A 23291-nucleotide genomic window follows, 5' to 3' on the forward strand; every position below is an offset into this window, starting at 1 on the left:
AGAGAACGGGGCAGTGATGCGCAGCACTCTTCGTCGGCGAAGCACAACCCTCAATCGGCGGCACGGACGAACCGCCGCCCGGGCCGCGGCAGCGGTCGTCGTGGGCGCGCTCGCGCTCTCGTTGGGCGCGTGCGACAGCGGCGGCGGTGGCGGGAAGAAGGACAACGGGGGCGGCACGGCGGCTCCGCAGGGAAGTGTGAAGCTGCCCCGGCTCGACGGGGCGAAGCTCGAGGTCTCCGCCGTGTGGACGGGACCCGAGCAGGACAACTTCAAGAAGGTGCTGGCGGAGTTCGAGAAGCGCACGGGCGCCCGGGTGACGTTCGTCCCGGCGCAGGACCCGATCATCAACTTCCTCGGTTCGAAGATCGCGGGCGGTGAGCCGCCGGACGTGGCGATGCTGCCGCAGGTCGGAGCGATCAAGCAGGCCGTGGACAAGAAGTGGGCCAAGCCCGTGGGCAAGGACGCGACGGCCCAGTTGCAGAAGAACTACGCACGGGGCTGGCAGGACCTCGGGAAGGTCGGCGGCAAGCAGTACGGCGTGTGGTTCAAGGCGGCCAACAAGTCCCTCGTCTGGTACAACTCCAAGGTCTTCGAGAATGCCGGCGCGACGGCCCCGAAGACCTGGAAGGACTTCCTGGCCACCGCGCAGAAGATCTACGACTCCGGTGTCACGCCGGTCTCCGTGGCGGGCGCCGACGGCTGGACGCTCACCGACTGGTTCGAGAACATCTACCTCTCGCAGGCCGGGCCGGAGAAGTACGACCAGCTCGCCCAGCACAGGATCAAGTGGACGGATCCGTCCGTGAAGGACGCCCTCACCACGCTGGGTCAGCTCTTCGGCAAGAAGGAGTACCTGGCGGGCGGTCAGAGCGGCGCGCTCCAGACGGAGTTCCCGCGCTCGGTGGAGCAGACCTTCACCGGCGGCGACCAGCCGAAGGCGGGCATGGTCTTCGAGGGCGACTTCGCCGCGATCAACATCGCGCAGACCAAGGCGAAGATCGGTACGGACGCGAAGGTGTACCCGTTCCCGCCCGTCGGCGCCCAGGCGCCCGCCGTCACGGGCGGCGAGGCCGCCGTCCTGCTGAAGGACTCCAAGGCAGGGCAGGCACTGCTGACGTTCCTGGCCTCGCCGGACTCGGCGACGATCTGGGCGAAGCAGGGCGGCTACGTCTCGCCGAACAAGAGCGTGGACCTGGCGGCGTATCCGGACGCCGTGCAGCGCGCCATCGCCAAGGGCGTGATCGACGCGGGCGACGGCTTCCGCTTCGACATGTCGGACCAGGCCCCGCAGTCGTTCGGCGGGACGCCCGGCAAGGGCGAATGGCAGGACCTCCAGGAGTTCCTGAAGAACCCCAAGGACGTCGCGGGGACGCAGGCCAAACTGGAGGCCGACGCGGCCAAGGCGTACAAGGGCTGACCGGCGATGACGTCGGCAAGCGCGGGAGGCGCCGCCGTCACCGGCAGGGCGCCCGGCGCCCCTGACGCACGGCGCAGGAGTGTGACGGGCACCCGCAGGACGGTCGCGGTGCTGTTTCTGCTGCCGGCCCTGGTGCTGCTCGGCGCGCTCGTGGTCTACCCGATCGGGTACTCGCTGGTCCGCAGCTTTCTGAACCAGCCCGGCGACGGGTTCGTGGGGTTCGACAACTACCGGGCGCTGTTCACGGACGACGGCATCCTCACCGCCGTCGAGAACAACGCGATCTGGGTCGTCGTCGCGCCCACCGTCGCGACCGCACTCGGTCTGGTCTTCGCGGTCCTCACCGAACGGGTGCGCTGGGGCACGGCGTTCAAGCTGGTCATCTTCATGCCCATGGCGATCTCGATGCTGGCGGCCGGGATCATCTTCCGTCTGGTGTACGAGCAGGATCCGCACCGCGGGGTGGCCAACGCGGTGTGGGTGGGCGTCCATGACACGTTCGCCGAGTCCTCGGCGTTCCCGCATGCGCACCCCGGCCCGCGGTCGCCGCTGGAGGCGGCGGGCGGCGGCGCGTTCATCACCGCGGACCCGGTGCGGGCCGGGCGGCCGGTCGCACTGCCGCTGCTCGGCGTGCCGCCCGAGCAGATGCCGGGCGGCGCCGGGCGGGCGAAGGCGGCGCACGCCGAGCCGGGAAAGGTCACCGGCACGACGTGGCAGGACTTCACACGCGGCAAGGGCGTCGGCACCCGGGGCGGCGTCGACGCGTCCGAGCTGGGCTACCCCGGCATGCGGATCGAGGCGGTCAAGGGCGGCCGGGTGGTGGAGTCCACGCGGGCCGCCGCCGACGGCACGTTCACGCTGTCCTCGAAGGCCGACGGGGCGCGGCTGCGGCTGCCCGCCTCGAACTTCCGCGAACCGTACAACGGCATCGACTGGCTGGGCCCGACCCTGGTCACCCCGGCCATCATCGGCTCCTACATCTGGATGTGGGCGGGCTTCGCGATGGTGCTGATCGCGGCCGGTCTCGCGGGCGTGCCGCGTGAGCTGCTGGAGGCGGCCCGGGTGGACGGCGCCACCGAGTGGCAGGTGTTCCGGCGGGTCACGGTGCCGCTGCTGGCACCCGTCCTCGCGGTGGTCCTCGTCACCCTGATGATCAACGTCCTGAAGGTGTTCGACCTGGTGTTCATCATCGCGCCCGGCTCGTCGCAGGCCGACGCCAACGTCCTGGCGCTCCAGCTGTACCGGTCGGCCTTCTCGGACGACCAGCCGGGCATCGCCAGCGCCATCGCGGTGCTTCTGCTGCTGCTGGTCATCCCGGTGATGCTCTTCAACGTACGGCGGCTGCGGCGGGAGGTGCGGCGATGAGCGCGCAGGAGGTGAGCGCGCCGGGCGTGACCGCCCCCCGCCCGGCCCCCGAAGGAGGCGGGCGCCCCTCGCCCGCCTCCCGTCTGGCGGGCGCCGTCAGCGGCGGGCTGCTGCGCGTGTTCCTGGTCGTCGTGGGGCTGTTCTGGCTGGTGCCGACGATCGGGCTGCTGCTGTCCTCGCTGCGGACGCCCGCGGACCTGAGCTCCAGTGGCTGGTGGACGGTGTTCTCGGAACCGTCCCGGATCACCTTCGACAGCTACCGGAAGCTGCTGGAGAACTCCACGATCACGGACTCGCTGCTCAACACCGTCCTGATCACCGTCCCGGCGACGATCCTCGTCGTGGTCGTCGGCTCCCTCGCCGGATACGCGTTCGCCTGGATGGAGTTCCCGGGCAGGGACTGGTGGTTCCTGTTCGTGGTCGGGCTGCTGGTGGTGCCCGTGCAGGTGGCGCTGCTGCCGATCGCCGAACTCTTCGGCAGGATCGGGATCTTCGGCTCCGTCGTCGGTGTGGTCCTCTTCCATGTGGGGTTCGGTCTGCCGTTCGCCGTCTTCCTTCTGCGGAACTTCTTCGCGGAGATCCCCCGTGAGCTGCTGGAGGCGGCCCGTCTGGACGGGGCCGGTGAACTGCGCCTGTTCTTCCGGGTCGTGATGCCGCTCGGCGGGCCGGCGATCGCCTCGCTCGCCATCTTCCAGTTCCTGTGGGTGTGGAACGACATGCTGGTCGCGCTGATCTTCGCCGACTCGGGGAGCCAGCCGATCACGGTCGCCCTCCAGACGCAGGTACGACAGTTCGGCAACAACATCGACGTCCTGGCGCCCGGCGCGTTCATCTCGATGGTGATCCCGCTGGCCGTGTTCTTCGCCTTCCAGCGGCAGTTCGTCTCCGGGGTGATGGCGGGCGCGGTCAAGTAACCGGGACCGCGGTACGGAGGCACGGGGCGGCCCGGATCCGGGCCGCCCGCTCCGTCTCCCGCCGCTGCCCCGGCCCTTCCGGTCCCCCGTCTGCCACGCCGCACGTGACCCGGTCGTCGCTTCGGCCGTTCTCGGGCCGTCCGCCCCTGCCGATGGTGCCGAATGGAAACGCCGTGCCCCGGTTCCGTGTGATGGTCCGCACCGACGCGGCGCCGGCACGTCTGGTGCGGCTCGGCTGCCGTCTGCTGTACCTGACGCTGCTGGCGGCGCTCCGGCTGCAACGGTGGGCGGTGCGCCGCGCCGTTGCGCTGGTGCGGCGCGCCCGCACAGCGGTGCTGCGGCTGCTGCTCGGTGCCCGGCTCGGGCTCCAGCGCCGGGTCCGCCCGCGGTCGGCCCTGCGCCGGTGCCGCCCGTGGCCCCGCCCACCCGGCGTACGAGCGGCCCTCCTTGCGCGCGGCGCTCCCGGAGCGGCTCGTCGCCGTGCCGGATCATCCGAACGTGGAGCCGCCGCGCCCACACTGCCGCGGCAGCAGCCCATGGAGCAGCCGGTACGTTCCGCGTAACCGGCCGCCGTCGCCGCAGCCCGCGCGGGCGCGCCCGCCGGTCCGGAGGGGACGGTCAGGACTCGCCGAGGAACACCGCCCGTACGACGCGTTCGGCGGCGCCCCCGTCGTCGTAGGGGCAGAAGCGCGCACGGAACGCGCTCTGCAGCCGCCGGGTCGCGAAGCTGTCCCAGCTGCCGTCGCGGAACAGTTCGACGAGCTCCTCCTCGCAGGTGGCGACGGCGCCCGGGGTTTCGCCGGGCCGGCCGGAGAGCAGGTCGAAGTAGGTGCCGCGGGCGAGCCGGTAGGCCTGCCAGTCGGGGGCGTAGGTGACGATGGGCCGGTCCAGACAGGCGTAGTCGAACATCAGGGACGAGTAGTCCGTGACGAGCGCGTCCGCGGCGATGCACAGGTCCTCCACGGCGGGGTGCGCGGTGACGTCGACGATCTGCGGGTGGGCGGCGAGGCCCGCTTCGGCGCCGTAGAAGTAGTGGGCGCGGACGAGGAGGACGTACGACGGGCCGAGGGCCCGCACGAACCGGTCCAGTTCGAGCCGGGGCAGAAAGCCGCGCTGGTAGTCGCGGTGGGTGGGCGCGTACAGCAGGACGGTGCGGTCGTCGGCCAGACCCAGGGCGGAGCGGGCGCGGGCGCGGTCCTCCGGGCCCGCGGTGGCGAGGACGTCGTTGCGGGGGTAGCCCACCTCCAGCGGGCGGTAGGCGGCCGACGGGTAGACGCGCTCCCAGACCTCCGTCGAGTGCGGGTTCGACGAGAGGCTGAAGTCCCACTGGTCGGTGTGGTCGAGCACCTTCTGGAAGCTGATGCCGTGCGTACCGGCCGGGTAGCGGCGCTGGTCCATGCCCATCATCTTCAGCGGCGTCCCGTGGTGGGTCTGGAGGTAGACCTGGCCGGGGCGCTTGGTGAAGCCGCCGGGGAAGCTGGAGTTGTTGATCAGATAAGTGGCGCGGGCCATGGTCTCCCAGTAGCGCCGGGAACCCTCGATGACGTACTCGACACCGTCGGGCACCCGGTCGGCGTGACGGCTGCTGACCACCCACACACCCCGGATGTGCGGGGCGAGTTCGCGGGCCCGGGCGTGGATGGCGGCCGGATTGCAGGACACGCCGCGGTTCCAGTACGCGCCGTAGACGGCGAGCCGCGGGTCGAGCGGGCGGCGCAGATCGGAGCGGTAGGCGAGGCCCATCACGCGCCGCCGCAGCTTCTTCTTCTGCCGCGTCAGCTGCCCGGCGATCCGGCGGCGCCGGTCGGCCGCGGTGCGCAGCGCCTCGTGGGCGGCGTAGGAGCCGAAGGCGCGGCCGCCGCCGGGGGTGTGGGCGCGGTGCAGCCGGGAGGCGGCGCGGAAGAAGTCGCGGCGGTCGGCGGGGCGGATGCGGCCCGGGTCGTCCAGGACCTCGAGCAGCCGGCGCTCCATGAGCGGCAGGATGCGGGCCCGTTCGGCGGGGTCCGGGGTCGCGGCCAGCAGTTCGGCGTACCGGTCGACGACGGCGAAGTGGTGGCGGCCCGGGACCGTCGAGACGCTGCCGGCGCGCCGTCTGCGCCAGCGCACGCAGGCCCGGTCCAGGGTGGCGAGGCGGTCGCCCGCGAGCAGCACGGCACGGTGCACGGGCACGATGTCCTCGTACGGGGCGTGGTCGGCGAACCGCAGTCCGTGCCCGGTCCAGAACTCCCGTCGCACCAGCCGGTTCCAGGCGGCCGGGGTGAGCGCGAGCGGATCGTCGGTGAGGTCGTCGGGGCCGGGCCGCACGGTCTCCCACCAGTCGACGGTCTCGTGGCCGAACAGCAGCACGTCCGGCCCGGACGCCGCGTCGAGGGCGTCCGTGAGGGCGGCGAGCGCGCCGGGCAGCAGGGTGTCGTCGCCGTCGAGGAAGAGCAGATGGTCGCCGCGGGCGCGCTCGGCACCGGTGTTGCGGGCCGCTCCGGCGCCCGCGTGACGGTCGTGGCGGACGAGCTCGACCCGGGGGTCGTGCTCCGCGCACTCCGCGGCGATCCGCGCGCCCGCGTCGGGCGACGCGTCGTCGACGACGATCAGTTCGACGTCCGTGAACGACTGACCGAGGACCGAATCGAGGCAGGCGCGCAGATGCCCCTGCACTTTGAAGGCGGGGACGACAACGGAGAAACGGGACATAACACCTGACGGTAGTCATGGGTGTTCGCCCTGTCGAAGACCTTGCCTCACTCATCCAGGTGATGAGGTGCAAGGAGCGCGTCCAGGACGGGAAAAGGGCAACAATGCCACACTTGCCGCATTCGACGCATTCTTCAACAATCCCCCGCCTCAGCGTCGTCGTCCCCGTCTACAACGTCGAGGACTATCTGCCGGAGTGCCTGGAGTCGATCGCCGGGCAGAGCCTGTCCGCGTTCGAGGCCGTACTCGTCGACGACGGCTCCACCGACGGCAGCGCGCACATCGCCCGGGAGTTCGCGGCCCGCGACCCCCGCTTCCGCTACGTACGCCAGGACAACGCGGGCCTGAGCGCGGCCCGCAACACCGGGGTGCGCGAGGCGTCCCCCGGCACGGAGTTCCTGGCCTTCGCGGACAGCGACGACATCGTGCCGCACGACGCGTACGAGCGGATGGTGCGCAGCCTGGAGCGCACCGGCTCGGACTTCGCGACCGGCAATGTGTGGCGGCTCGGCGAGCACGGGCGCCAGCAGGCCTGGCAGTACAAGTGGCTGACCTCCGGCCGCGAACGCACCCACATCACCCGCGACCTCCGTCTGCTCGCCGACCGGGTCGCCTGGAACAAGGTGTTCCGGCGGGAGTTCTGGGACCGGCACCGCCTGTCCTTCCCCGAGGGGCGCCTCTACGAGGACACCCCCGTCATGATCCCCGCGCACTTCCTGGCGGAGACGGTCGACGTGCTGCGGGACCACGTCTACTACTGGCGTGTCCGCGAGGGCTCCATCACCAGGCGGCGCACCGATGTGAAGGGCGTGCGCGACCGCATCGCGGCCTGCGACCACGTCAGCCGGTTCCTCGCGGTGCACGCGCCCGAGCACAAGGCGACGTACGACGCCTCCTGTCTGCGCGACGACTTCGTGTACTTCCTCGAGGGCCTGCCGATGGGCGGCCCCGAGTACCGCGGCGCGTTCCTCGACGACAGCGCCGCCTTCCTGCGCCGCGCCGACCCGTCCGTGGTGCGGGACCTGCCGGTCGGACTGCGCGTCAAGTGGCAGCTGGTGCGCGACCGGCGCCTGCCGGAACTGATCGAACTGCTGTCGGCCGAACGCCGGCACGGAACGGCGTTCCGGGTGCGCGGCGCGGTCCGGCGCACCGCCGAGTTCCCGCGCGCCTCGGGCGGGACCATCGCGGTGCCGGACGGCGTGGCGCGGCTCGGGCGGGACGAGCTGCCCGTCGTCGCCCGGGTCCGTGAGACGGCGTGGGACGCCGACGGGACACTGCGGATCAGCGGATACGCCTACGTACGCAACCTGGAGGCGACCAGGCCCTCGCACTCGGTCAAGGCGGGCGTCCTGAAGGCCACGGACAGCCGCACCCGGATGCGCAGGGTGCCGACCCGCACCGTCCTCGATCCGGCGGCCACCGAGAACTCCCGGCAGCTGCTGCACTGTTACGACCTGTCCGGCTTCGAGATGACCGTCCGCCCCGAGCTGCTGAAGGTCAAGGGCCGCTGGCAGCCGGGAGACTGGATGCTCGGCGTGGTCGTCGCGGGCCACGGCACGGTACGCCGTGCCGCCGTGCGATCGCTCGACGGCGCCGCCGCCCAGTCCTGTGTGCGCGAGCTCGGCGACGGGATGCGCCTGGTCGTCGCCTTCAGCAAGGGCCGCCTCGCCCTGAAGGTCGTGGCGTACGCAGCCCGGGCCGACGCCCACCGGCGCGACGGTGACGACGTCGTGGTCGCGGGCCGGCTGCACGGCATCGCGCCCCGTGCGCTGCGGCTGAAGCACAAGCACTCCGGCACGTCCTTCGACTGCCCGGTGACGGTCTCCGGCGACCGCTTCGAGGCCCGGCTGCCGCTGCGCGACCTGGAGGGTGTGGCGCCGGCGCCGCACCGGGAGCCCAAGGAGGTGGAGCCGCCGCACGGCGACCGCTGGCAGGTCAACCTCGTCCTGCCCGACGGCGGCCTCCGCTCGGTCGCGGCGACCCTCGACCTGCCGCCCGGCCGGTACGCGACGCGCGCCGGCCGCGATCTGTGCGCGGTCTCCAACGACAAGGGCCAGCTGGTCGTGGAACTGACCCGCCGCCCGCTCGCCGACACGCTGTCCTGGTCCGACGACGGCACGCTGACCGTGGCGGGCACCCTGGCGGACGGCGGCTGGGGCGAGGCGGAGCTCGTGCTGCGGCACAGCGGCCTCGGGGAGGAGGTGTCGGTCCCGGTGGAGCGGTCGCCGGGGCGGTTCACGGCGACGGTCGCACCCGGCGGCGGGGTGCTCGGCGAGGGGCGGTGGTACGCGTTCCTGCGGGATGTGCGGGAGCCGGACCCTGCGGACGGGGGCGCCGGGGACACGGGTGTCGCGGGCGTCGGCGAGGACGGGGTGCCGGTGGGGGTGCTCGCCTCCGTGGGGGCGCGGCTTCCGGGGCACCGCGTGTGCGGGGGGCGGGAGTTCACCGTGGACCGCCGGTTCGGCGACCGGCTGCTCGTGGAGGCCGGTCCGGTACGGGCGCGCGGCGAGCGCGGCGCCTACCGGCAGCACCGGCTGCGTACCGTCCGCTACCCGCTGCGGCGCAAGGAGCCCCTGCGGGACGCGGTCCTTTACATCGGCTCCGTCGACGAGGACGCCCCGCGCGCCGTGCACGCCGAGCTGGTGCGGCGCGGCACGGACGTGGAGCACCTGTGGGTGACCCGGGACCAGCGCACCGAGGTGCCGGGCGCCGCGGCGGGCGTGGAGGAGGGTTCGGCGGACTGGTACGACGCGCTGGCGCGGTGCCGCCGCATCGTGACGTCCGGTCATCTGCCGGACTGGTTCGACAAACGCCCCGGCCAGACCGTCGTACAGACCTGGCACGGCACCCCGCTCAAGCGCGTCGGACTGGACCTCACGGATTCCCTGTACGCGGACCACGCGCACCTCGACGCGCTGCCCGCACTGTCCCGCCAGTGGGACGTGCTGGTCTCCCCCGCCCGGTTCGCGACCCCGCTGCTGGCCCGCGCGCTCGCCTTCGACGGCGAGGTGCTGGAGGCCGGTTCGCCGCGCAGCGACCTCCTGCTCGCCGACGACCGCGGGAAGACGGCCGAACAGGTCCGCAGACAGCTCGGCATCGAGCCGGGCGTCCGCGTCGTGCTGTACGCGCCGACGTACCGCGACCACCTCGCGTGCGGGGCGGGCGGCCCGGCGACCGGGTCCTTCGGGGGCGCGTACGCGGGCGGCGCACACGCCGGGTCCCGCTTCCGCCACGAACCCGCCTTCGACTTCCGGGCCGCGGAACGGGCCCTCGGCCGTGACCACGTCCTGCTGGCCCGGACCCACCCGCTGACGGCGGGCCGGCTGCCGGGCGCCCGGGCCCCGTTCGTCCGCGATGTGTCGCGCCATCCGCGCGTCGCCGAACTCCTCCTGGTGGCCGACGTCCTGATCACGGACTACTCGTCCCTCATGTTCGACTTCGCGCACACGGGCCGTCCGATGCTGTTCCACACCTACGACCTGGAGCACTACCGGGACACGGTCCGCGGTTTCTACGTCGACTTCGAGGCGGTCGCCCCGGGACCGCTGCTGGCGTCCACGGCCGAGGTGACCGAGGCCCTGCGCGAGCTGCCGTCGATCGAGGAGCGGCACGCTGACGCGTACGCGGCGTTCCGGGAGACGTACTGCGACCTGGACGACGGCCGGGCCGCCGAGCGGGTCGTGGAGCGTCTGCTGCGATGACGTCCACGACGGCGTCCACCCCGACGCACGCCGGCCGGGCGCCGGCGGCCGGCGGCGCGACGGCGCTGCACGGCCGCCGGCTGCGGCCGAGCCCCTTCCTGGTCCTCGGTGCCCTGTTCTGGCTGGGGATGTCCCTCGCCTACTGGCGGGTCCCGATGTGCTGCGACTTCGGCCAGCACGCGGCCGTCGTCGAACGCCTCGAGGCCGACCTCCTCCATCCCCGCCATCCCATGGCGGACCTGCCGGGTGCGGGCAGCCCGTACTACTCGCCGTACGCGGTGGCCCAGGGGATGGCCGCGCGGCTGACGGGTCTGCCGGGCTGGGAGGTGGTGAAGCTGAGCGGCCCGCTGAACCTGCTGGTGCTGCTCACCGGACTGGCTCGGTTCGTCAGGACGCTGACGCCGCGTCCGTGGGCCCCCGTGCTCGCCCTGGCCTTCATGACCGTGCTCTGGGGCACCCACATGGCCTGGTGGAGCGGCTATCTGGGCCTGATGTCGATGACGGGGAACCTCGCCTATCCGTCGACCTTCGCGATCGGGCTGACGTTCTGGGCGTGGGCGTGGGCCGGCCGTCGTGCGCGCGGCGCGGGCGACGGGCGCAGGGCCCTGTGGTCGTACGGGGGCCTGGGGGTGCTGTGCGGGACCGTCCTGCTGGTGCATCCGATCACGTCGGTGGGCACGGTCATCGGCGTGACGGCCTTCGCGCTGGGCACGCTCCGCGGGTACCGGCTGCCCCCGGGGTGGGCGGTCACCGGGGCGGCCGCCGCCCTGACGGCGGGGCTGTGGCCCTACTTCGACGTCTTCGCCCTCGTCGGCGACCCCAGCGTGGACGCGATCCACGCCCAGCTCTACACGGACCTTCCCCAGCGCTTCTGGCTGGCCCTGCCGGGCCTGCCGCCGCTGTGGCTCAGGCTCCGGCGCGACCACCGCGACCCGCTCGCGCTGATGTTCGGCCTCGAGGTGGCCGTGGTCGCGTACGGCTGGTGCACCGGCCATTACACGTACGGCCGCATCCTGGGCCTCACCCTGGTCCCCCTCCAGTTCGCCCTGGCGATCGCCGTCGCGGCCCCCCGCCCGTGGGCATGGCCCCGCCGCGCCCTGGCCGCGACGGCGGCGGGCGCGGCGGTCCTCGGCTTCTTCGGCATCCAGGCGGGCGCTGTGGTCCCCAGATCCCTGGACCCCGTCGGCTTCGACCAGCCGCCGCGCTGGCCGACCTACGAGTGGGCGGCCCAGCACATCGGCCCCGGCGAGGTCGTCCTCACCGACGGGTACCGCTCCACCCGTTCACTCCCGGCCTACGGCCCGAACCTCGTGGCCCCCGCCTGGCCGGACCCGGCGCTCGACGAGACGGTGCGCACGCGCCGCCTGAGCGAGGTGCACGCCTATCTCGACCCGTCGTCGACGCGGGCACGACGGACGGAGATCGCCCGCCGCTACCACGTGCGGTGGCTGCTGCTCTCCCCCGACCAGCACGTGCCGCCGGAGGCCGTGGTGGTCGACTGGAGCCGCCACACCGGTGAAGTACTGGCCCGCGTCGACCCGTTCGGGGCGTGAGAGGGCCGGGGCCCTGCGTGGCCGGGCCGCGTCGGGGCCCACGGGCCCGGGAGAGGGGCCGCGGTGGCTGGGGGCCCGGCTGGGTGGGTGGGGCCTTGGGCCTGGACCGTCGGCCGGGCCGGGGCTGCGGGCCGGGGCTGTGCGCCACGCGTCACGGCCCACGGGGTCCGGGCCGCGGGGCCACGGGTCGGGGGCCGCACGGACCCCACGGGCCCCACGGGCCGCGAACTCCGGGGCCGCGGAAGAGATGACGGTCCGGCCGGGCCGTCGGCTGGGGGGCCTGACGGTCTGCGTCGGCCTGGGCGCCGGGTCGGCCCGGGCGGACCGGGCCGACCGCTCGACCCGGGCGGACCGGGCCGACCGGGCCGACCGGGCGGCACAGTCGCCCCACCCACGCCACCCACGCCACTCGCGCCACTCGCGCTGTCCGACGACCGGGCCTGCTCGGTTCGACCGACGCGGCAGGCTCGGCAGGCTCAGCCGACTGGGTCGGCCTCCTCGTCCTGCTCCGGCAGCTCGGCCTGCGCGAGGTGCTCCGCCTACTCGACGACGAGCTCGACCGGGATGTTGCCGCGCGTGGCGCGGGAGTAGGGGCAGACCTCGTGGGCCTGCTTGACCAGCCGCTCGCCGGTCTCGCCCGCGAGGGACTCCGGCAGCTCCACGCGCAGCGTCACGGCGAGCCCGAAGCCCTCACCGTCCTTGCCGATGCCGACCTCGGCGGTGACGGACGCCTCGCCGGTGTCCACCTTGGCCTGGCGGCCCACGAGACCGAGCGCGCTGGCGAAGCACGCGGCGTAGCCGGCGGCGAAGAGCTGCTCCGGGTTGGTGCCCTGGCCGTTGCCACCGAGCGCCGGCGGCATGGCCAGCGGCAGGTCGATCTGCCGGTCGGAGCTGACGGCCCGGCCCTCGCGGCCGTTGGCGGTGGCGACAGCGGTGTACAGCGCGTCCATGGAGCACATCCCTCACACGTCGGTCCCGGCGGCCTCGGTCGGCCGCCGCTTCACGTCCACCAGTAGAGCACGCAATTCAATTGCGCACAACTCAATTGCTCGCCATCGCCACCGGTTACCCTGGAGCCATGGCGACATCACCCTCTGCCGAGACCCCTGCCGGAACCGCCGCCGAGCCCCCGGCCGACACATCCGGGTCCTGGTTCCCCGACGAGCCCGGCGGCGCCACCGTGTCCGAGGAGGACTTCCTCCGCCTCGACCGGCAGATCTGCTTCTCCCTGCACGCGGCCGCGCGCGCCTTCAACGGCGTCTACCGGGTCCTGCTCAAGGACCTGGAGCTCACCTATCCGCAGTACCTGGTGATGCTGGTGCTCTGGGAGCACGGCGAGCTGCCCGTGAAGAAGCTCGGCGAGCACCTCCGGCTCGACTCCGGCACGCTGTCGCCGCTGCTGAAGCGACTGGAAGGGGCGGGGCTCGTACGGCGCGAGCGCAGCGCGAGCGACGAGCGGTCGGTACGGGTTCTGCTCACCGAGTCCGGTACGGCACTGCGGGAGCGGGCGCGACAGGTGCCGCGGCGGATCGGCGCGTCCACGGGCTTCGACCTGGCGGAGATCCGCGATCTGCGCACCCGGCTCGACCGCCTCACCCTGGCGCTGGACGCGGCGGCCCTGGACCTCCCCCCGAACTGCGGCCCGACCGACGACTAGCACGACCACGCCTCGGCGCCCGCTCCGCGACCGCCGATCACCACATCCGCCGCATTACCCCACGGGAACCCGGACCGGGAACCGCACAGAAACCCGGACCGGCAACCCGACCAGGAACCCGGCTTGGAGCCGAGCGGTCACTGCCCGGCGGGCGGCGCCTCCTGCTGCGGGGCGCCCAGTTGCGGCGCGCCCTGCTGCGGAGCGCCCTGCTGAGGCGCACCCTGCTCCGGAACCCCGGGCACCCCCGGCATCCCCGGCACCGCGCCCTGCGGACCCGGCACCTGCGGGGCCTGCGGCGCGTACCCTCCGGCCTGCTCGCCTCCCTGGTACCGGCTGCCCGGCGGCACGTACGGCCCGCTCCCGGAGTCGGACAACGCGCCCCCGTATCCGCCGGCGGGCGGCGGCTGCACACCGGACCCGCCCGCGGGCGCCCCACCGGCACCCACTCCCGCCCCGTCCTGCGGCGACCACTCCGCGCCCGGCGCACCGTCGATCGGCGGTACCTGCATCCCGGGTCCGTCGACCGGCGGCTGCACTCCGCCCGGCCCCACGGGCAGCCCCTCGTCGCCGTAGAGCCCCGGCCGTTGCCACGGCCGCCGTACGTACAGGGCGAGGGTGACCCCGCTCTGCCGGATCTGCTTGAGCTGGACGAACTCCTGGCCGATCGCGGCGAGTTTGGCGCGCTCCGTCTTGTCGGTGGGCGACCAGTTGCGGTCGCTCGCCCAGCGTTCCGAGAGCACCCATACCCGGTTCAACTTGATGAGACGGCCGCGCAGTTCGTCCGCGCCGACCTCACGGCCGTACAGGGTGTCGGAGTTGGCGGCGCTCTTGGCGAGCGCGACGTCGTAGGTGCCGCGGAAGCTGTCGGGGTAGACCAGCTCGGTACGGCGTCCGATGGAGGGCAGGAACAGCACGGCATCGCCGGGCCGCACCTCGCGGGCGGCGACACGCGCCACGGCCCCGAGGTCGTCCGGGCGGCTCGCCGCTGTGCGGTCGGCCTGGTGCACCGGCAGCTGCCACCAGAAGCCGAGGCCGGCCAGGCCGATCCCGAACAGTGCGGTGACGGCCCGCCGCGGCATCCGGGCCAGGGACCGCAGCCGGCCGAGCGAGAGGACCACGCGTTCGGCGCCCCCGGCCACCAGCAGCGGCGCACCCGACAGGGCGAACAGCACGTACCGCAGGTCGTACAGCGGCCGGTAGTAGTCCGACACCGCGAACAGCACGAGCGGCGGGAGCACCATCAGCGGCAGCGCCACGGTGTTCAGTGAGAGCCGGCGCGCGCGCTCGAGCGGGGCGCGCAGCGCCACCGAGACGAGCACCAGCTGGAGGAACAGCACGACCCGGCTGGGCCCGGCGAAGGCGCGCACGAGCAGGTCGGCCTCCCGCGCGCCCGGCGCCGTCAGCCACTCCAGCTGAGCGATCTGGGTGTGCGAGACGTACGCGAAGGGGACCAGCACCAGCGCCGCCGCGCCCAGCGCGCAGACGAAGCCCCGCCACACCGCGCGCGGCACCCGCGAGACGACCAGCGTCGCCGCGTGGGCGAACAGGACGAGGACCGCCATGGCGTGCAGCACCGTGGTGACGGCGACGACGGCCGCGTAGGCGTACCAGTCGAGCACGCGGGGTCGGGGGCGGTTCACGGCACGGACCAGCAGGAGCGTGGAGAGCGCGGCCCCGGCGGCGACGAGGGCGTAGGAGCGGCCCTCCTGCGCGTAGTAGCCGGTCAGCGGGGTCGCCGCATAGAGCAGGCCCGCCCACAGGCCGACCCGGGGGCGGGCTAGCCGGGTGCCGATGGCGGCGACGGCCGCGGCCGTGGCGGTCGCGGCGGCCACCGACGGCAGCCGCAGCATGATCTCGCCGGGATGGACGGACAGGAGGAGGTGCATGAGGAGGTAGTAGAGGGCGTGCACCATGTCGACGTGGTGCAGCAGCCGCCACATCTCGGGCAGGCTGCGCTGCGCGACCTCGAAGGTGACGCCTTCGTCGCGCCACATCGAGCCGCGGTCCAGGCCCCACAGGCCGAGGCCGAGCATGACGAGCGCGGGAACGAACACGGCCCAGACCGCGGCGCTCGTGCACGGGGCGGGAACCCACTGTGCGACGAGGCCGGCCAGGCGCCGCGCCGTGCGCTTCGCCGACAGCCGGTACGGGCCACGGGAGGAGCCTCGGGGCGTACGAGTGCCCGGCCACCGGCCGATGCCCGGCCGGGGACGGACCGACGTGCCCGGCGCCTTGCTGGGTGCGGATGCCTTGACCACCATGTGACCGATTTTGTGCTATTACCTCACGTTGATCGGGCATTGACGGTGTTTCAGCGCGTACGCGGCTTACGCTCCCCCCTGATGACGTACGCAGCCCTCACCTCGCTCCAGCCCACCCCCGAGCCGGGCTCCCTGCCCACCCCCGAGAACCCCGCCGGACGACGAAGACGCCTGGTCGCACTGGCCGTCGGCTGGATCACGACCCGCGCCGCCATGCTCTGGCTGCTGGCCCGGGACGGCCGCGACCCGGTCGGAATCGGGGGTGTCGCGGGCGAGGTGCACGTCCTCTACTTCCACTGGTACGGAGTACTGGCCCGTGGCGCCTTTCCGGCCGACGACCCGAGTTGGCAGTACCCGCCGGGTGCGGGTCCGGTGCTGTTGTCGCCGGCGGTGCTGCCGTGGCTGACGTACTTCCAGGCGTTCGTCGCACTCACCCTCGCCACGGATGCCCTGGTGACGCTGGCGCTCACCCGCGCGGGGCTGCGGCCGGAGCGGGGCCTGGCCGGGGCGGCCCTGTGGACGGCGGGCCTGCCGCTGCTGCTGCACACCCCGCTCGCCCGGTACGACGTCCAGGTCACCGCCCTCGCGGTGTTCGCCCTGCTGGCGCTCGCGCACTCCCCGCGCGCGGGCGGCATGTTCGCCGCGCTCGGCACGCTGATGAAGGTGTGGCCCGCGCTGACCCTGCTCGGCACGCCGCGCGGACGTACCTCCCGTGACGCATGGGCCGCCGGGGCGGTGTCGGCGGGCGCGCTGCTCCTGGTGCTGACGGCGGCCTTCCGCAATCCGCTGTCGTTCCTCACCGAACAGGGCGGGCGCGGGGTGCAGATCGAGTCGCTGGGCGGCACGGCCCTGTCGCTGGCGAAGCGCGCCGGCTGGCCGGGACAGGTGACGTTCCGGTACGGGGCGATGGAGTTCACCGGTCCGTACGTCTCGTGGGTAGCCGCCGTGTCCGTGCTGCTGACGCTCGCCGCCTTGGGCCTGCTGCTGGTGTGGCGGCTGCGCGCGGTGCGCTGGACCGAGGCGACGCCGTACGACGCGGCGCTCGCCGCCGTGCTGCTGTTCACGGTCACCAGCCGGGTGATCAGCCCCCAGTACATGGTGTGGCTGATCGGCCTCTGCGCGGTCTGCCTCACCTCACGGCAGACGACCCAGCGGCCGGTCGCCGCGCTGGTCACGGTCGCGACGGCGGTCAGCACCCTCGCGTATCCGTGCTTCTACCACGAGGTGACGCAGTCCACCCTGCCCGGCGTGCTGCTGATGCTCGTGCGCAACGGGCTGCTGGCCACGGCCGCGGCGCTGTCGTTCCGACGGCTGTGGACGGCGAGCCGCGCGGGCACGGTGGCGGCCGCGGAATCATCGACGCTCACCAACAGAACACTCTCCACATACAGGACAATCGAGACGAACGACTAGCTCGCCTCGGGCTCACCGACGGCAGCAGCGCCAGCGGCTCGACGGCAGCGGCGCCGTCGCGCCGAGCGGACTACGACAGGAGGACTCGATCCGTGGACCGTCCGCACCCCCCTCAGGCACAGGTCGCCGTCGTCGTGATCGGCTACAACGACGCCGCGCACGTCGCCGACGCGGTGCGCTCCGCGCTGGCGCAGGGACCCGTCGTGCGCGAGGTGATCGCCGTCGACGACGGGTCGACGGACGACAGCGCCCGGGTGCTGGAGCGGCTCGCCTCCGAGGACCCGACGCGGCGCCTGAAGGTGGTGCGCCGCGCCCGCAACAGCGGCGGCTGCGGCACCCCCCGCAACGACGGCGTCGACGCCGCCACGGCGCCCTGTGTGATGTTCCTCGACAGCGACGACGTACTGGCGGTCGGCGCCGTGGAGGCACTGCTCGACGCCCTGGTCGCCCACGACGCCGACGTGGTGTCCGGCCTCTGTCTGCGCCGCGAGCTGCCGGAGCGCCGCGACGTCCCGTGGCAGCCGGACCTGTACACGCAGCCGGCGTTCGTGGAGCACCCGGACCGGCTCCCCCGGCTCGTCCACGACACGCTCTGCGTCAACAAGCTGTACCGCACCGCCTTCCTGCGCGAGCACGCGATCCGCTTCCCCGACGGCCGCTTCCGCTACGAGGACTTCGTCTTCACCGCGCGCGTCCTCGCCGCCGCGCCGCGCCTCGCGCTGATCCCCGACCCCGTGTACGTGTGGCAGGTGCGGCGCGACGCCGCACAGCCCTCCATCTCCCTGGACCGGGGCGACGGCGCGAACTGGCAGGCCCGCATCGAGGCCCACCGGCTGGCCGTCGAGACCCTCCGGGACGCCGGCGAGAAACGGCTCGTACGCGCCGCACGCGCCAAGTTCGTCGACCACGAGCTGCGGATGTACGCCCGTGAGCTGGAGCTGCGCGATCCGGCGTACCGCCGTGAGTGGTGGACCGCCACGCGTGCCTACCTGTCGGCCTTCGACACCGCCGACATCGATCTGGCGCCCGCCCCCGGGCGGGTCGTCGCCCGCGTCGTCCTCGCCTCCGAGCAGCCGCGCGACCTGCCCCGCCTCAAGGAGGTCGCCGCCCGCCCCTCCCGCCTGCGCCCCCCGCACCCCCGCGACCGCGACGCGGTCCCCGTCTGGTCGGCCGACCTGCCCGACGTCCTCCTGGAGCACCTCCTCGTACGCCCCATGCGGCTGCTCCCCCTGGCCGTGGACGCGGAGCTGCGCCCCCGCCGCCCCGGCGCGGCCCTGCTGAGCCTCCGCCTCCACGAGCTGTACGGCCGTGTGGCGGCCACGGGCGGCCCCAGCACGGTGGACATCACCTTCGTGGACCGCCACGACGGCCGCGCGGGGCTGCGCCGCACCGCATCCCTGCGGGCGGAGCCGGGGGCAGGGGCCGCCGGAGGGGAACCCGCCCAGGACACGAGCGCAGACACGGGCCCGGACGTGCACCCGGCCGCGAACGCAGGAAAACGCAGGGACGTGCACCCGGACACGAGCACAGGCACGCGCAGGAACGGGCACCCGGCCGCGGACGCGGGAACGCACAGGGCCGTGCACCCAGACGCGGCGACCTGGGTCACCGACGCCCTGGTGGACCTGTCGGCGCTGACCGCCGGCACCTGGGACGTCCGGCTGCGCCTGCACTTCGCCGACGGCACGACCCGCGACACCACCCCCCACGCCACCACCGCCCCCGACCTGCTCCGCCGGACGGCGATCCCCAGCCGCCGCCACGGCGTCCTCCTCGTGCACCCGTATGCGACCCACTCCGGTTCCCTGGCGGTGCGGGTCGCCCCCGGCCTCGGCGGAGTGGTGGCGGTGGTGCGACGCCGGGCGGGACGCGCGATGGGACGTTTGTTTCACTGATACGACGATTACGCCCCCTCTGGCATGCTCGACCTCCGGCACTGTGTCCCCGGAGCCGGGCCCCGGCCCGGGAGACACGCGATGACGAACGACACGACGACAGGACGGGTGAGCGAGCGATGACCTGGCTGATCACTGGAGGCGCCGGCTACATCGGGGCGCACGTCGTCCACGCGATGACAGCGGCGGGCGAGAAGGCCGTGGTCTACGACGACCTGTCCACCGGCATCGTCGAGCGCGTCCCCGAGGGCGTCCCCATGGTGGAGGGCTCGACGCTCGACGCGGAGCTCCTGCGCCGCACCCTGAAGGAGCACGACATCAGCGGCGTCGTCCACCTCGCCGCGAAGAAGCAGGTGGGCGAGTCGGTGGAGCAGCCGCTGCGCTACTACCACGAGAACGTCGAGGGCCTGCGGATCCTGCTGGAGCAGACGACGGCGGCCGGCGTGGGCTCCTTCCTCTTCTCCTCCTCGGCGGCCGTGTACGGCATGCCGGACGTGGACCTGGTCACCGAGGACACGCCCTGCGCGCCGATGAGCCCGTACGGCGAGACGAAGCTGGCCGGCGAGTGGCTGGCACGGGCCGCGGGCCGGGCGCACGGACTGTCCACGGCGTCGCTGCGCTACTTCAACGTGGCGGGCGCGGCGGCGCCCGAGCTGGCCGACACCGGGGTCTTCAACCTCGTCCCGATGGTGTTCGAGAAGCTGACGCAGGGCGCGGCGCCGCAGATCTTCGGCGACGACTACGCGACGCCGGACGGCACCTGCGTGCGCGACTACATCCACGTGGTCGACCTGGCGGAGGCCCATGTGGCGGTCGCCCGGCGCCTCGCGGCCGCCCCCGGCACCGACCTCACGGTCAACATCGGCCGCGGCGAGGGCGTCTCCGTACGGGAGATGATCGACCTGATCAACGAGGTCACCGGCTACGACGTGGCTCCCGAGGTGACCCCGCGCCGCCCCGGCGACCCGGCCCGCGTGGTCGCCTCCGCCGACCGCATCGCCACGGAACTGGGCTGGAAGGCCCGGCACGACGTCCGCGACATGATCACCTCGGCCTGGGAGGGCTGGACCCGCCGCCACCCGGAGGCCCGCCGCAAGGGCTGACACCACGCCCGGGCGCCCGCCGTCCTGGGGTGGCCCGGCGCCCCGGCCGGGTGCTGCGGGACCGGGGTCCGGGCAGGGCCCGCCGCCGTCGCGGGCGACAGGTTGCCGCTTCCGGTGTGGAGCGGGCGCTCCCGTCCAGATGGTGAGGAGTCGGTCGTGTGAACCGTGAGGAGCGGGCCCTCGGCGCCGTCGTCGGGTCGGCCGTGGGGGACGCGCTGGGCGCGCCGTTCGAGTTCGGCCCCGAGGGGGCGTTCTCCGAACGGTTCGGTGGGGGCGGCGACGAGATGTGCGGGGGCGGCGGCTGGGAGCCGGGCGAGGCCACGGACGACACGCAGATGGCGGTTCTGGTCGCCGAGTCGCTGCTGGAGTGCGGAGGACTCGAACCGGCCGACGTCTTCGGGCGGTTCCAGCGGTGGGCCGCGGCCGAACCCAAGGACATCGGGCTGCAGACCGAGGACGTACTCACCAACGGCATGCCGTGGGACCTCGCCGCCGCCATCCACTTCCAGGTCAGTCTGCGGGCCGCGGGCAACGGGGCACTGATGCGGGCCGCGACCTCGGCCGTGTACTTCGCGCGGGCCGGTCGTGACTCCTCCATGGACGCGGCCCGCCGCATCTCCGCCCTCACCCACGGCGACGCGGCCGCCTGGGAGGGCACGGCGATCCTTCACGAACTGGTCCGCGTGGCGCTCGACGGCTCCGATCCGCTCGCGGCGATCCCCGACACGCTCGGCTGCGTGCGCCCCGACCACCGCGGGCGGTACGCGACCGTCCTCGCGCCGGACTGGCACCCGGACCTGGCCACGGAGTTCAACGGCGCAGTGTGGCCCTGCCTCGGATCCGCCGTGTGGGCGGTACGGACGACGAGGTCGTACGAGGACGCCGTGCGCGCCGCGATCGACCTGGGCGGCGACACCGACACCGTCGCCGCGGTCACCGGGACACTCGCGGGCGCCCTGTACGGGTACGACGCGGTTCCGGCCCGCTGGACCGCACCGCTGCACGTGCCGCTGCCGGGGTTCGACGGCCGGGTGCTGCGGCTGCCGGAGCTGATCGCGCTCGCCGGGCGGCTGGCCGCGCACTGAGCGCGTGGGCCACGCCGGGGCACGCGATCGCCGGGCACGCGATCGCTGGGACGGAAGGGCCGGGCGTCCGTGGAGACGCCCGCCCCTTCCGCATCGGCCGGTCGGCTCGGTCGGCAGCCGACCGGGGCCGCTGTGCCGCCACCTGCGGCAATCAACCCCCGGCCGGGGCTGCCGGCTTGGCCGGGTCCGCAGGCTTCGCGGGGTCCGCAGGCTTCGCCGGATCCGCAGGCTTCGCCGGATCCGCAGGCTTCGCCGGATCCGCAGGCTTCGCCGGATCCGCAGGCTTCGCCGGATCCGCAGGCTTGGCCGGGTCCGCGGGCTTCCCGGGATCGGCCGGCTTCTTCGCGGGATCCACCTTGCAGAAGACCTCGCCCTTGTAGAAGTGGCAGCCCGGCATGTTCTTGATGTCCTTGGGCTTGCCCTTGTTCTTCTTGCTCTTCTTCTTTTCCTTTCCGTCATGGTCGCCCTTGTCGTGATGGTCGTGAGTCACGGCCGTCTTCGCGACGGCGCCGGTATGCGGCGCCGATGCGAATGCCGTGGCAGGAAGCATCGCGCCGCCGGCGGCCAGGCCGGTGGCGACGGTGAGCATCACGAGACGCCGGCTGAAGGGCTTCGTGTGGGACATGGGGATCTCCTTCTGGGAATGGTCGATGAGAATTTCCGGACGCCATCGACGAAGTCGTGGGCGATGTCGGCAGCGGGACTTCCGTCTCGCGAACCGCGCCGCCGGGACTTCCCGGAGGGGCGCCGGTGCGTCGGCCGCTCTCTGCGACCGCCTGCCTCAAGTAGGCCCCAGCCGGAGCCACACGTCACCGCACGGAGTTTCGGGGCTTGACACGGGGACGACGGCCGCCTTCCCCAGCCCGCCGCAGCGCGCACCGGCCACGGCGCCACCCGGATCCCGTGGCCGCGGAACGGACGCAGACGGTTTCGGCGCCCGCCCTTAGCACGCGCACCCGGATTCTCCGAGTCACGAATTGCCGGGACGCCACGCGGCCTTCCGGGCTCGGTAACTTGAACCGGGATCGAGGACGGCCATGCCGCCGGAAATCCCCTGGAAAGAAGACACCCCATGCGCCACATCCACCAACGCATCACCACCCCGGGCCCCCTGTACGTGACCCTGGTCGCGACATTCCTCGCCTGCAGTGCGGCCCTCAGTTCGGTCTCCGCCTACCGGGCGACGACGACCACGTACACGCTCGTGATCTCCGGCGAGGCGTTCGTCCAGATCGCCGCCCTCGCGGCGGCCACGTACAAGCTCACCGGCCTCATCGCGCGCGGACGGCGCGTGAGCCCGTCACCCCTGCCCCAGAAGGAGAGACATCCATGAGCCCCGTGGCCTCCCGGCCGGCCCGCTCGCGGGGCGAGCCCGGCCGCCCCGGAAGAGAAAGCCCCCTGTGCACGCGGATGGCGTGCACAGGGGGCTTTTCCGTGCGGCTTCGCGCCGCGGACAACGCATCCGCCCCTGCGGCGTGTCCTACAGCGCCTTGAGCGCCGCCGCCGTGGCCGACGCCAGCGCCGGGACGTACGTCTTCGGGGGCTTCGTGCGCATGACGACCGAGCGCCAGTACAGGGGCCCCGAGATCAGGTCGAGGGCCAGGTCCTCGTCCACGTCCTGCCGGATCTCGCCGCGGGCCACGGCCGCGCGGACGATGCCGCTGGCGATGCCGTGCTGGCCCTCGCGCAGCGCCTTCTGGAGGGCCTGCTCGATCTCCGGGTTGCGGGCGGCCTCGGCGAGCAGGTCCGGCATGATCTGCGTGGCCACGGGATGGCGCAGGGCACGCGAGGCGACCTCGTAGAGGAGACCGAGGTCCGTCTCCAGGGAGCCCGTGTCGGGCATGGGAAGCCCCTGCACGGCGACCGCCGACACCAGGTCCAGGACCAGGTGCAGCTTGGAGCGCCAGCGCCGGTAGACCGCCGTCTTGCCGACGCCCGCACGGCGCGCGATGCCCTCGATCGACATACGGCCGTACCCGACGGCGGCCAGCTCCTCGAAGACGGCCGCCCGAATAGCCTCGGTCACATCCTCCCGGAGCACGGCGGCCCCGGCGGGGGTCCTGCGCCGCGGTCGCGCGTCGTCGTTCACGTTGGTCGCCATACCGTCAGCATAGAGCGTTACGACGATACGGTTGCGTTCCGACGTCGTTTCCCCCTACGCTCACGTTGCGACGAAACGGGTCCGTCCCGACGTAGAAAAGGGACGGAGAGCGGAGACGCGGCCCCCGCCGTCGCCACC

The 23291-nt window shown here is 73.3% G+C and carries 17 protein-coding genes; 12 read left to right on the forward strand and 5 right to left on the reverse strand.

What is annotated here, in order from left to right; all coding sequences use genetic code 11:
- Positions 1-16: 16 nt before the first annotated feature.
- From ACWCP6_RS15940 to ACWCP6_RS15955, 4 genes are all read left to right on the forward strand, one after another.
- Positions 17-1417: an ABC transporter substrate-binding protein gene (locus tag ACWCP6_RS15940; RefSeq protein WP_450933012.1), complete on the forward strand. Its 1401-nt coding sequence runs from the start codon at positions 17-19 to the stop codon at positions 1415-1417.
- Between the two features lie 6 nt (positions 1418-1423).
- Positions 1424-2782 (forward strand): carbohydrate ABC transporter permease, encoded by a 1359-nt coding sequence (locus tag ACWCP6_RS15945; protein WP_450933013.1) that lies wholly within the window; start codon positions 1424-1426, stop codon positions 2780-2782.
- Positions 2779-3696, forward strand: coding sequence for a carbohydrate ABC transporter permease (locus tag ACWCP6_RS15950; protein WP_450933014.1), 918 nt, complete (start codon positions 2779-2781; stop codon positions 3694-3696). The genes ACWCP6_RS15945 and ACWCP6_RS15950 overlap by 4 nt, the downstream gene beginning before the upstream one ends.
- A gap of 173 nt (positions 3697-3869) precedes the next feature.
- Positions 3870-4259 carry a hypothetical protein gene (locus tag ACWCP6_RS15955; RefSeq protein WP_450933015.1) on the forward strand — a complete coding sequence of 130 codons (390 nt, stop codon included), beginning with the start codon at positions 3870-3872 and terminating at the stop codon, positions 4257-4259.
- A 55-nt stretch (positions 4260-4314) separates the two neighbouring features.
- Here ACWCP6_RS15955 and ACWCP6_RS15960 read toward each other — a convergent pair whose 3' ends face one another.
- On the reverse strand, positions 4315-6384 hold the full coding sequence (locus ACWCP6_RS15960) for a bifunctional glycosyltransferase/CDP-glycerol:glycerophosphate glycerophosphotransferase (RefSeq protein ID WP_450933016.1): 2070 nt from the start codon (positions 6382-6384) through the stop codon (positions 4315-4317).
- Positions 6385-6497: 113 nt separating this feature from the next.
- On the opposite strand from ACWCP6_RS15960, the gene ACWCP6_RS15965 reads away from it, so the two are divergent.
- Complete coding sequence (locus tag ACWCP6_RS15965) at positions 6498-10085, forward strand: CDP-glycerol glycerophosphotransferase family protein (protein ID WP_450933017.1); 3588 nt, start codon at positions 6498-6500, stop codon at positions 10083-10085.
- Positions 10082-11638 carry a hypothetical protein gene (locus tag ACWCP6_RS15970; protein ID WP_450933018.1) on the forward strand — a complete coding sequence of 519 codons (1557 nt, stop codon included), beginning with the start codon at positions 10082-10084 and terminating at the stop codon, positions 11636-11638. Before ACWCP6_RS15965 ends, ACWCP6_RS15970 begins: the two co-directional genes overlap by 4 nt.
- Before the next feature lie 539 nt (positions 11639-12177).
- On the opposite strand, the gene ACWCP6_RS15975 is transcribed toward ACWCP6_RS15970, so the two are convergent.
- Positions 12178-12588 carry an organic hydroperoxide resistance protein gene (locus ACWCP6_RS15975; protein ID WP_450933019.1) on the reverse strand — a complete coding sequence of 137 codons (411 nt, stop codon included), beginning with the start codon at positions 12586-12588 and terminating at the stop codon, positions 12178-12180.
- Positions 12589-12716: 128 nt separating this feature from the next.
- Between ACWCP6_RS15975 and ACWCP6_RS15980 the strand changes: the two genes are divergently transcribed.
- Positions 12717-13295, forward strand: a complete 579-nt coding sequence (locus ACWCP6_RS15980) for a MarR family winged helix-turn-helix transcriptional regulator (RefSeq protein ID WP_450933020.1) — start codon at positions 12717-12719, stop codon at positions 13293-13295.
- A 137-nt stretch (positions 13296-13432) separates the two neighbouring features.
- On the opposite strand, the gene ACWCP6_RS15985 is transcribed toward ACWCP6_RS15980, so the two are convergent.
- Entirely contained in the window at positions 13433-15556 is a 2124-nt protein-coding gene (locus ACWCP6_RS15985; RefSeq protein ID WP_450933021.1) for a glycosyltransferase family 39 protein, read from the reverse strand.
- Positions 15557-15637: 81 nt separating this feature from the next.
- Between ACWCP6_RS15985 and ACWCP6_RS15990 the strand changes: the two genes are divergently transcribed.
- From ACWCP6_RS15990 to ACWCP6_RS16005, 4 genes are all read left to right on the forward strand, one after another.
- Positions 15638-16969: a glycosyltransferase 87 family protein gene (locus ACWCP6_RS15990; RefSeq protein WP_450933022.1), complete on the forward strand. Its 1332-nt coding sequence runs from the start codon at positions 15638-15640 to the stop codon at positions 16967-16969.
- 92 nt (positions 16970-17061) lie between these two features.
- Positions 17062-18864, forward strand: coding sequence for a glycosyltransferase (locus ACWCP6_RS15995; RefSeq protein ID WP_450933023.1), 1803 nt, complete (start codon positions 17062-17064; stop codon positions 18862-18864).
- Positions 18865-18983: 119 nt separating this feature from the next.
- Positions 18984-19967, forward strand: a complete 984-nt coding sequence (gene galE / locus ACWCP6_RS16000) for a UDP-glucose 4-epimerase GalE (RefSeq protein WP_450933024.1) — start codon at positions 18984-18986, stop codon at positions 19965-19967.
- Positions 19968-20125: 158 nt separating this feature from the next.
- On the forward strand, positions 20126-21052 hold the full coding sequence (locus tag ACWCP6_RS16005; protein WP_450933025.1) for an ADP-ribosylglycohydrolase family protein: 927 nt from the start codon (positions 20126-20128) through the stop codon (positions 21050-21052).
- A gap of 151 nt (positions 21053-21203) precedes the next feature.
- Here the strand turns inward: ACWCP6_RS16005 and ACWCP6_RS16010 are convergent, their stop codons facing one another.
- Positions 21204-21641 (reverse strand): hypothetical protein, encoded by a 438-nt coding sequence (locus ACWCP6_RS16010; protein WP_450933026.1) that lies wholly within the window; start codon positions 21639-21641, stop codon positions 21204-21206.
- Between the two features lie 483 nt (positions 21642-22124).
- Between ACWCP6_RS16010 and ACWCP6_RS16015 the strand changes: the two genes are divergently transcribed.
- Positions 22125-22385 carry a hypothetical protein gene (locus tag ACWCP6_RS16015; protein ID WP_450933027.1) on the forward strand — a complete coding sequence of 87 codons (261 nt, stop codon included), beginning with the start codon at positions 22125-22127 and terminating at the stop codon, positions 22383-22385.
- A 147-nt stretch (positions 22386-22532) separates the two neighbouring features.
- Here the strand turns inward: ACWCP6_RS16015 and ACWCP6_RS16020 are convergent, their stop codons facing one another.
- A complete protein-coding gene (locus tag ACWCP6_RS16020) occupies positions 22533-23153 on the reverse strand; it encodes a TetR/AcrR family transcriptional regulator (protein ID WP_450933028.1) in 621 nt (206 codons plus the stop codon).
- Between the last annotated feature and the right edge of the window lie 138 nt (positions 23154-23291).

The organism is Streptomyces sp. NPDC002004 (assembly GCF_053593975.1).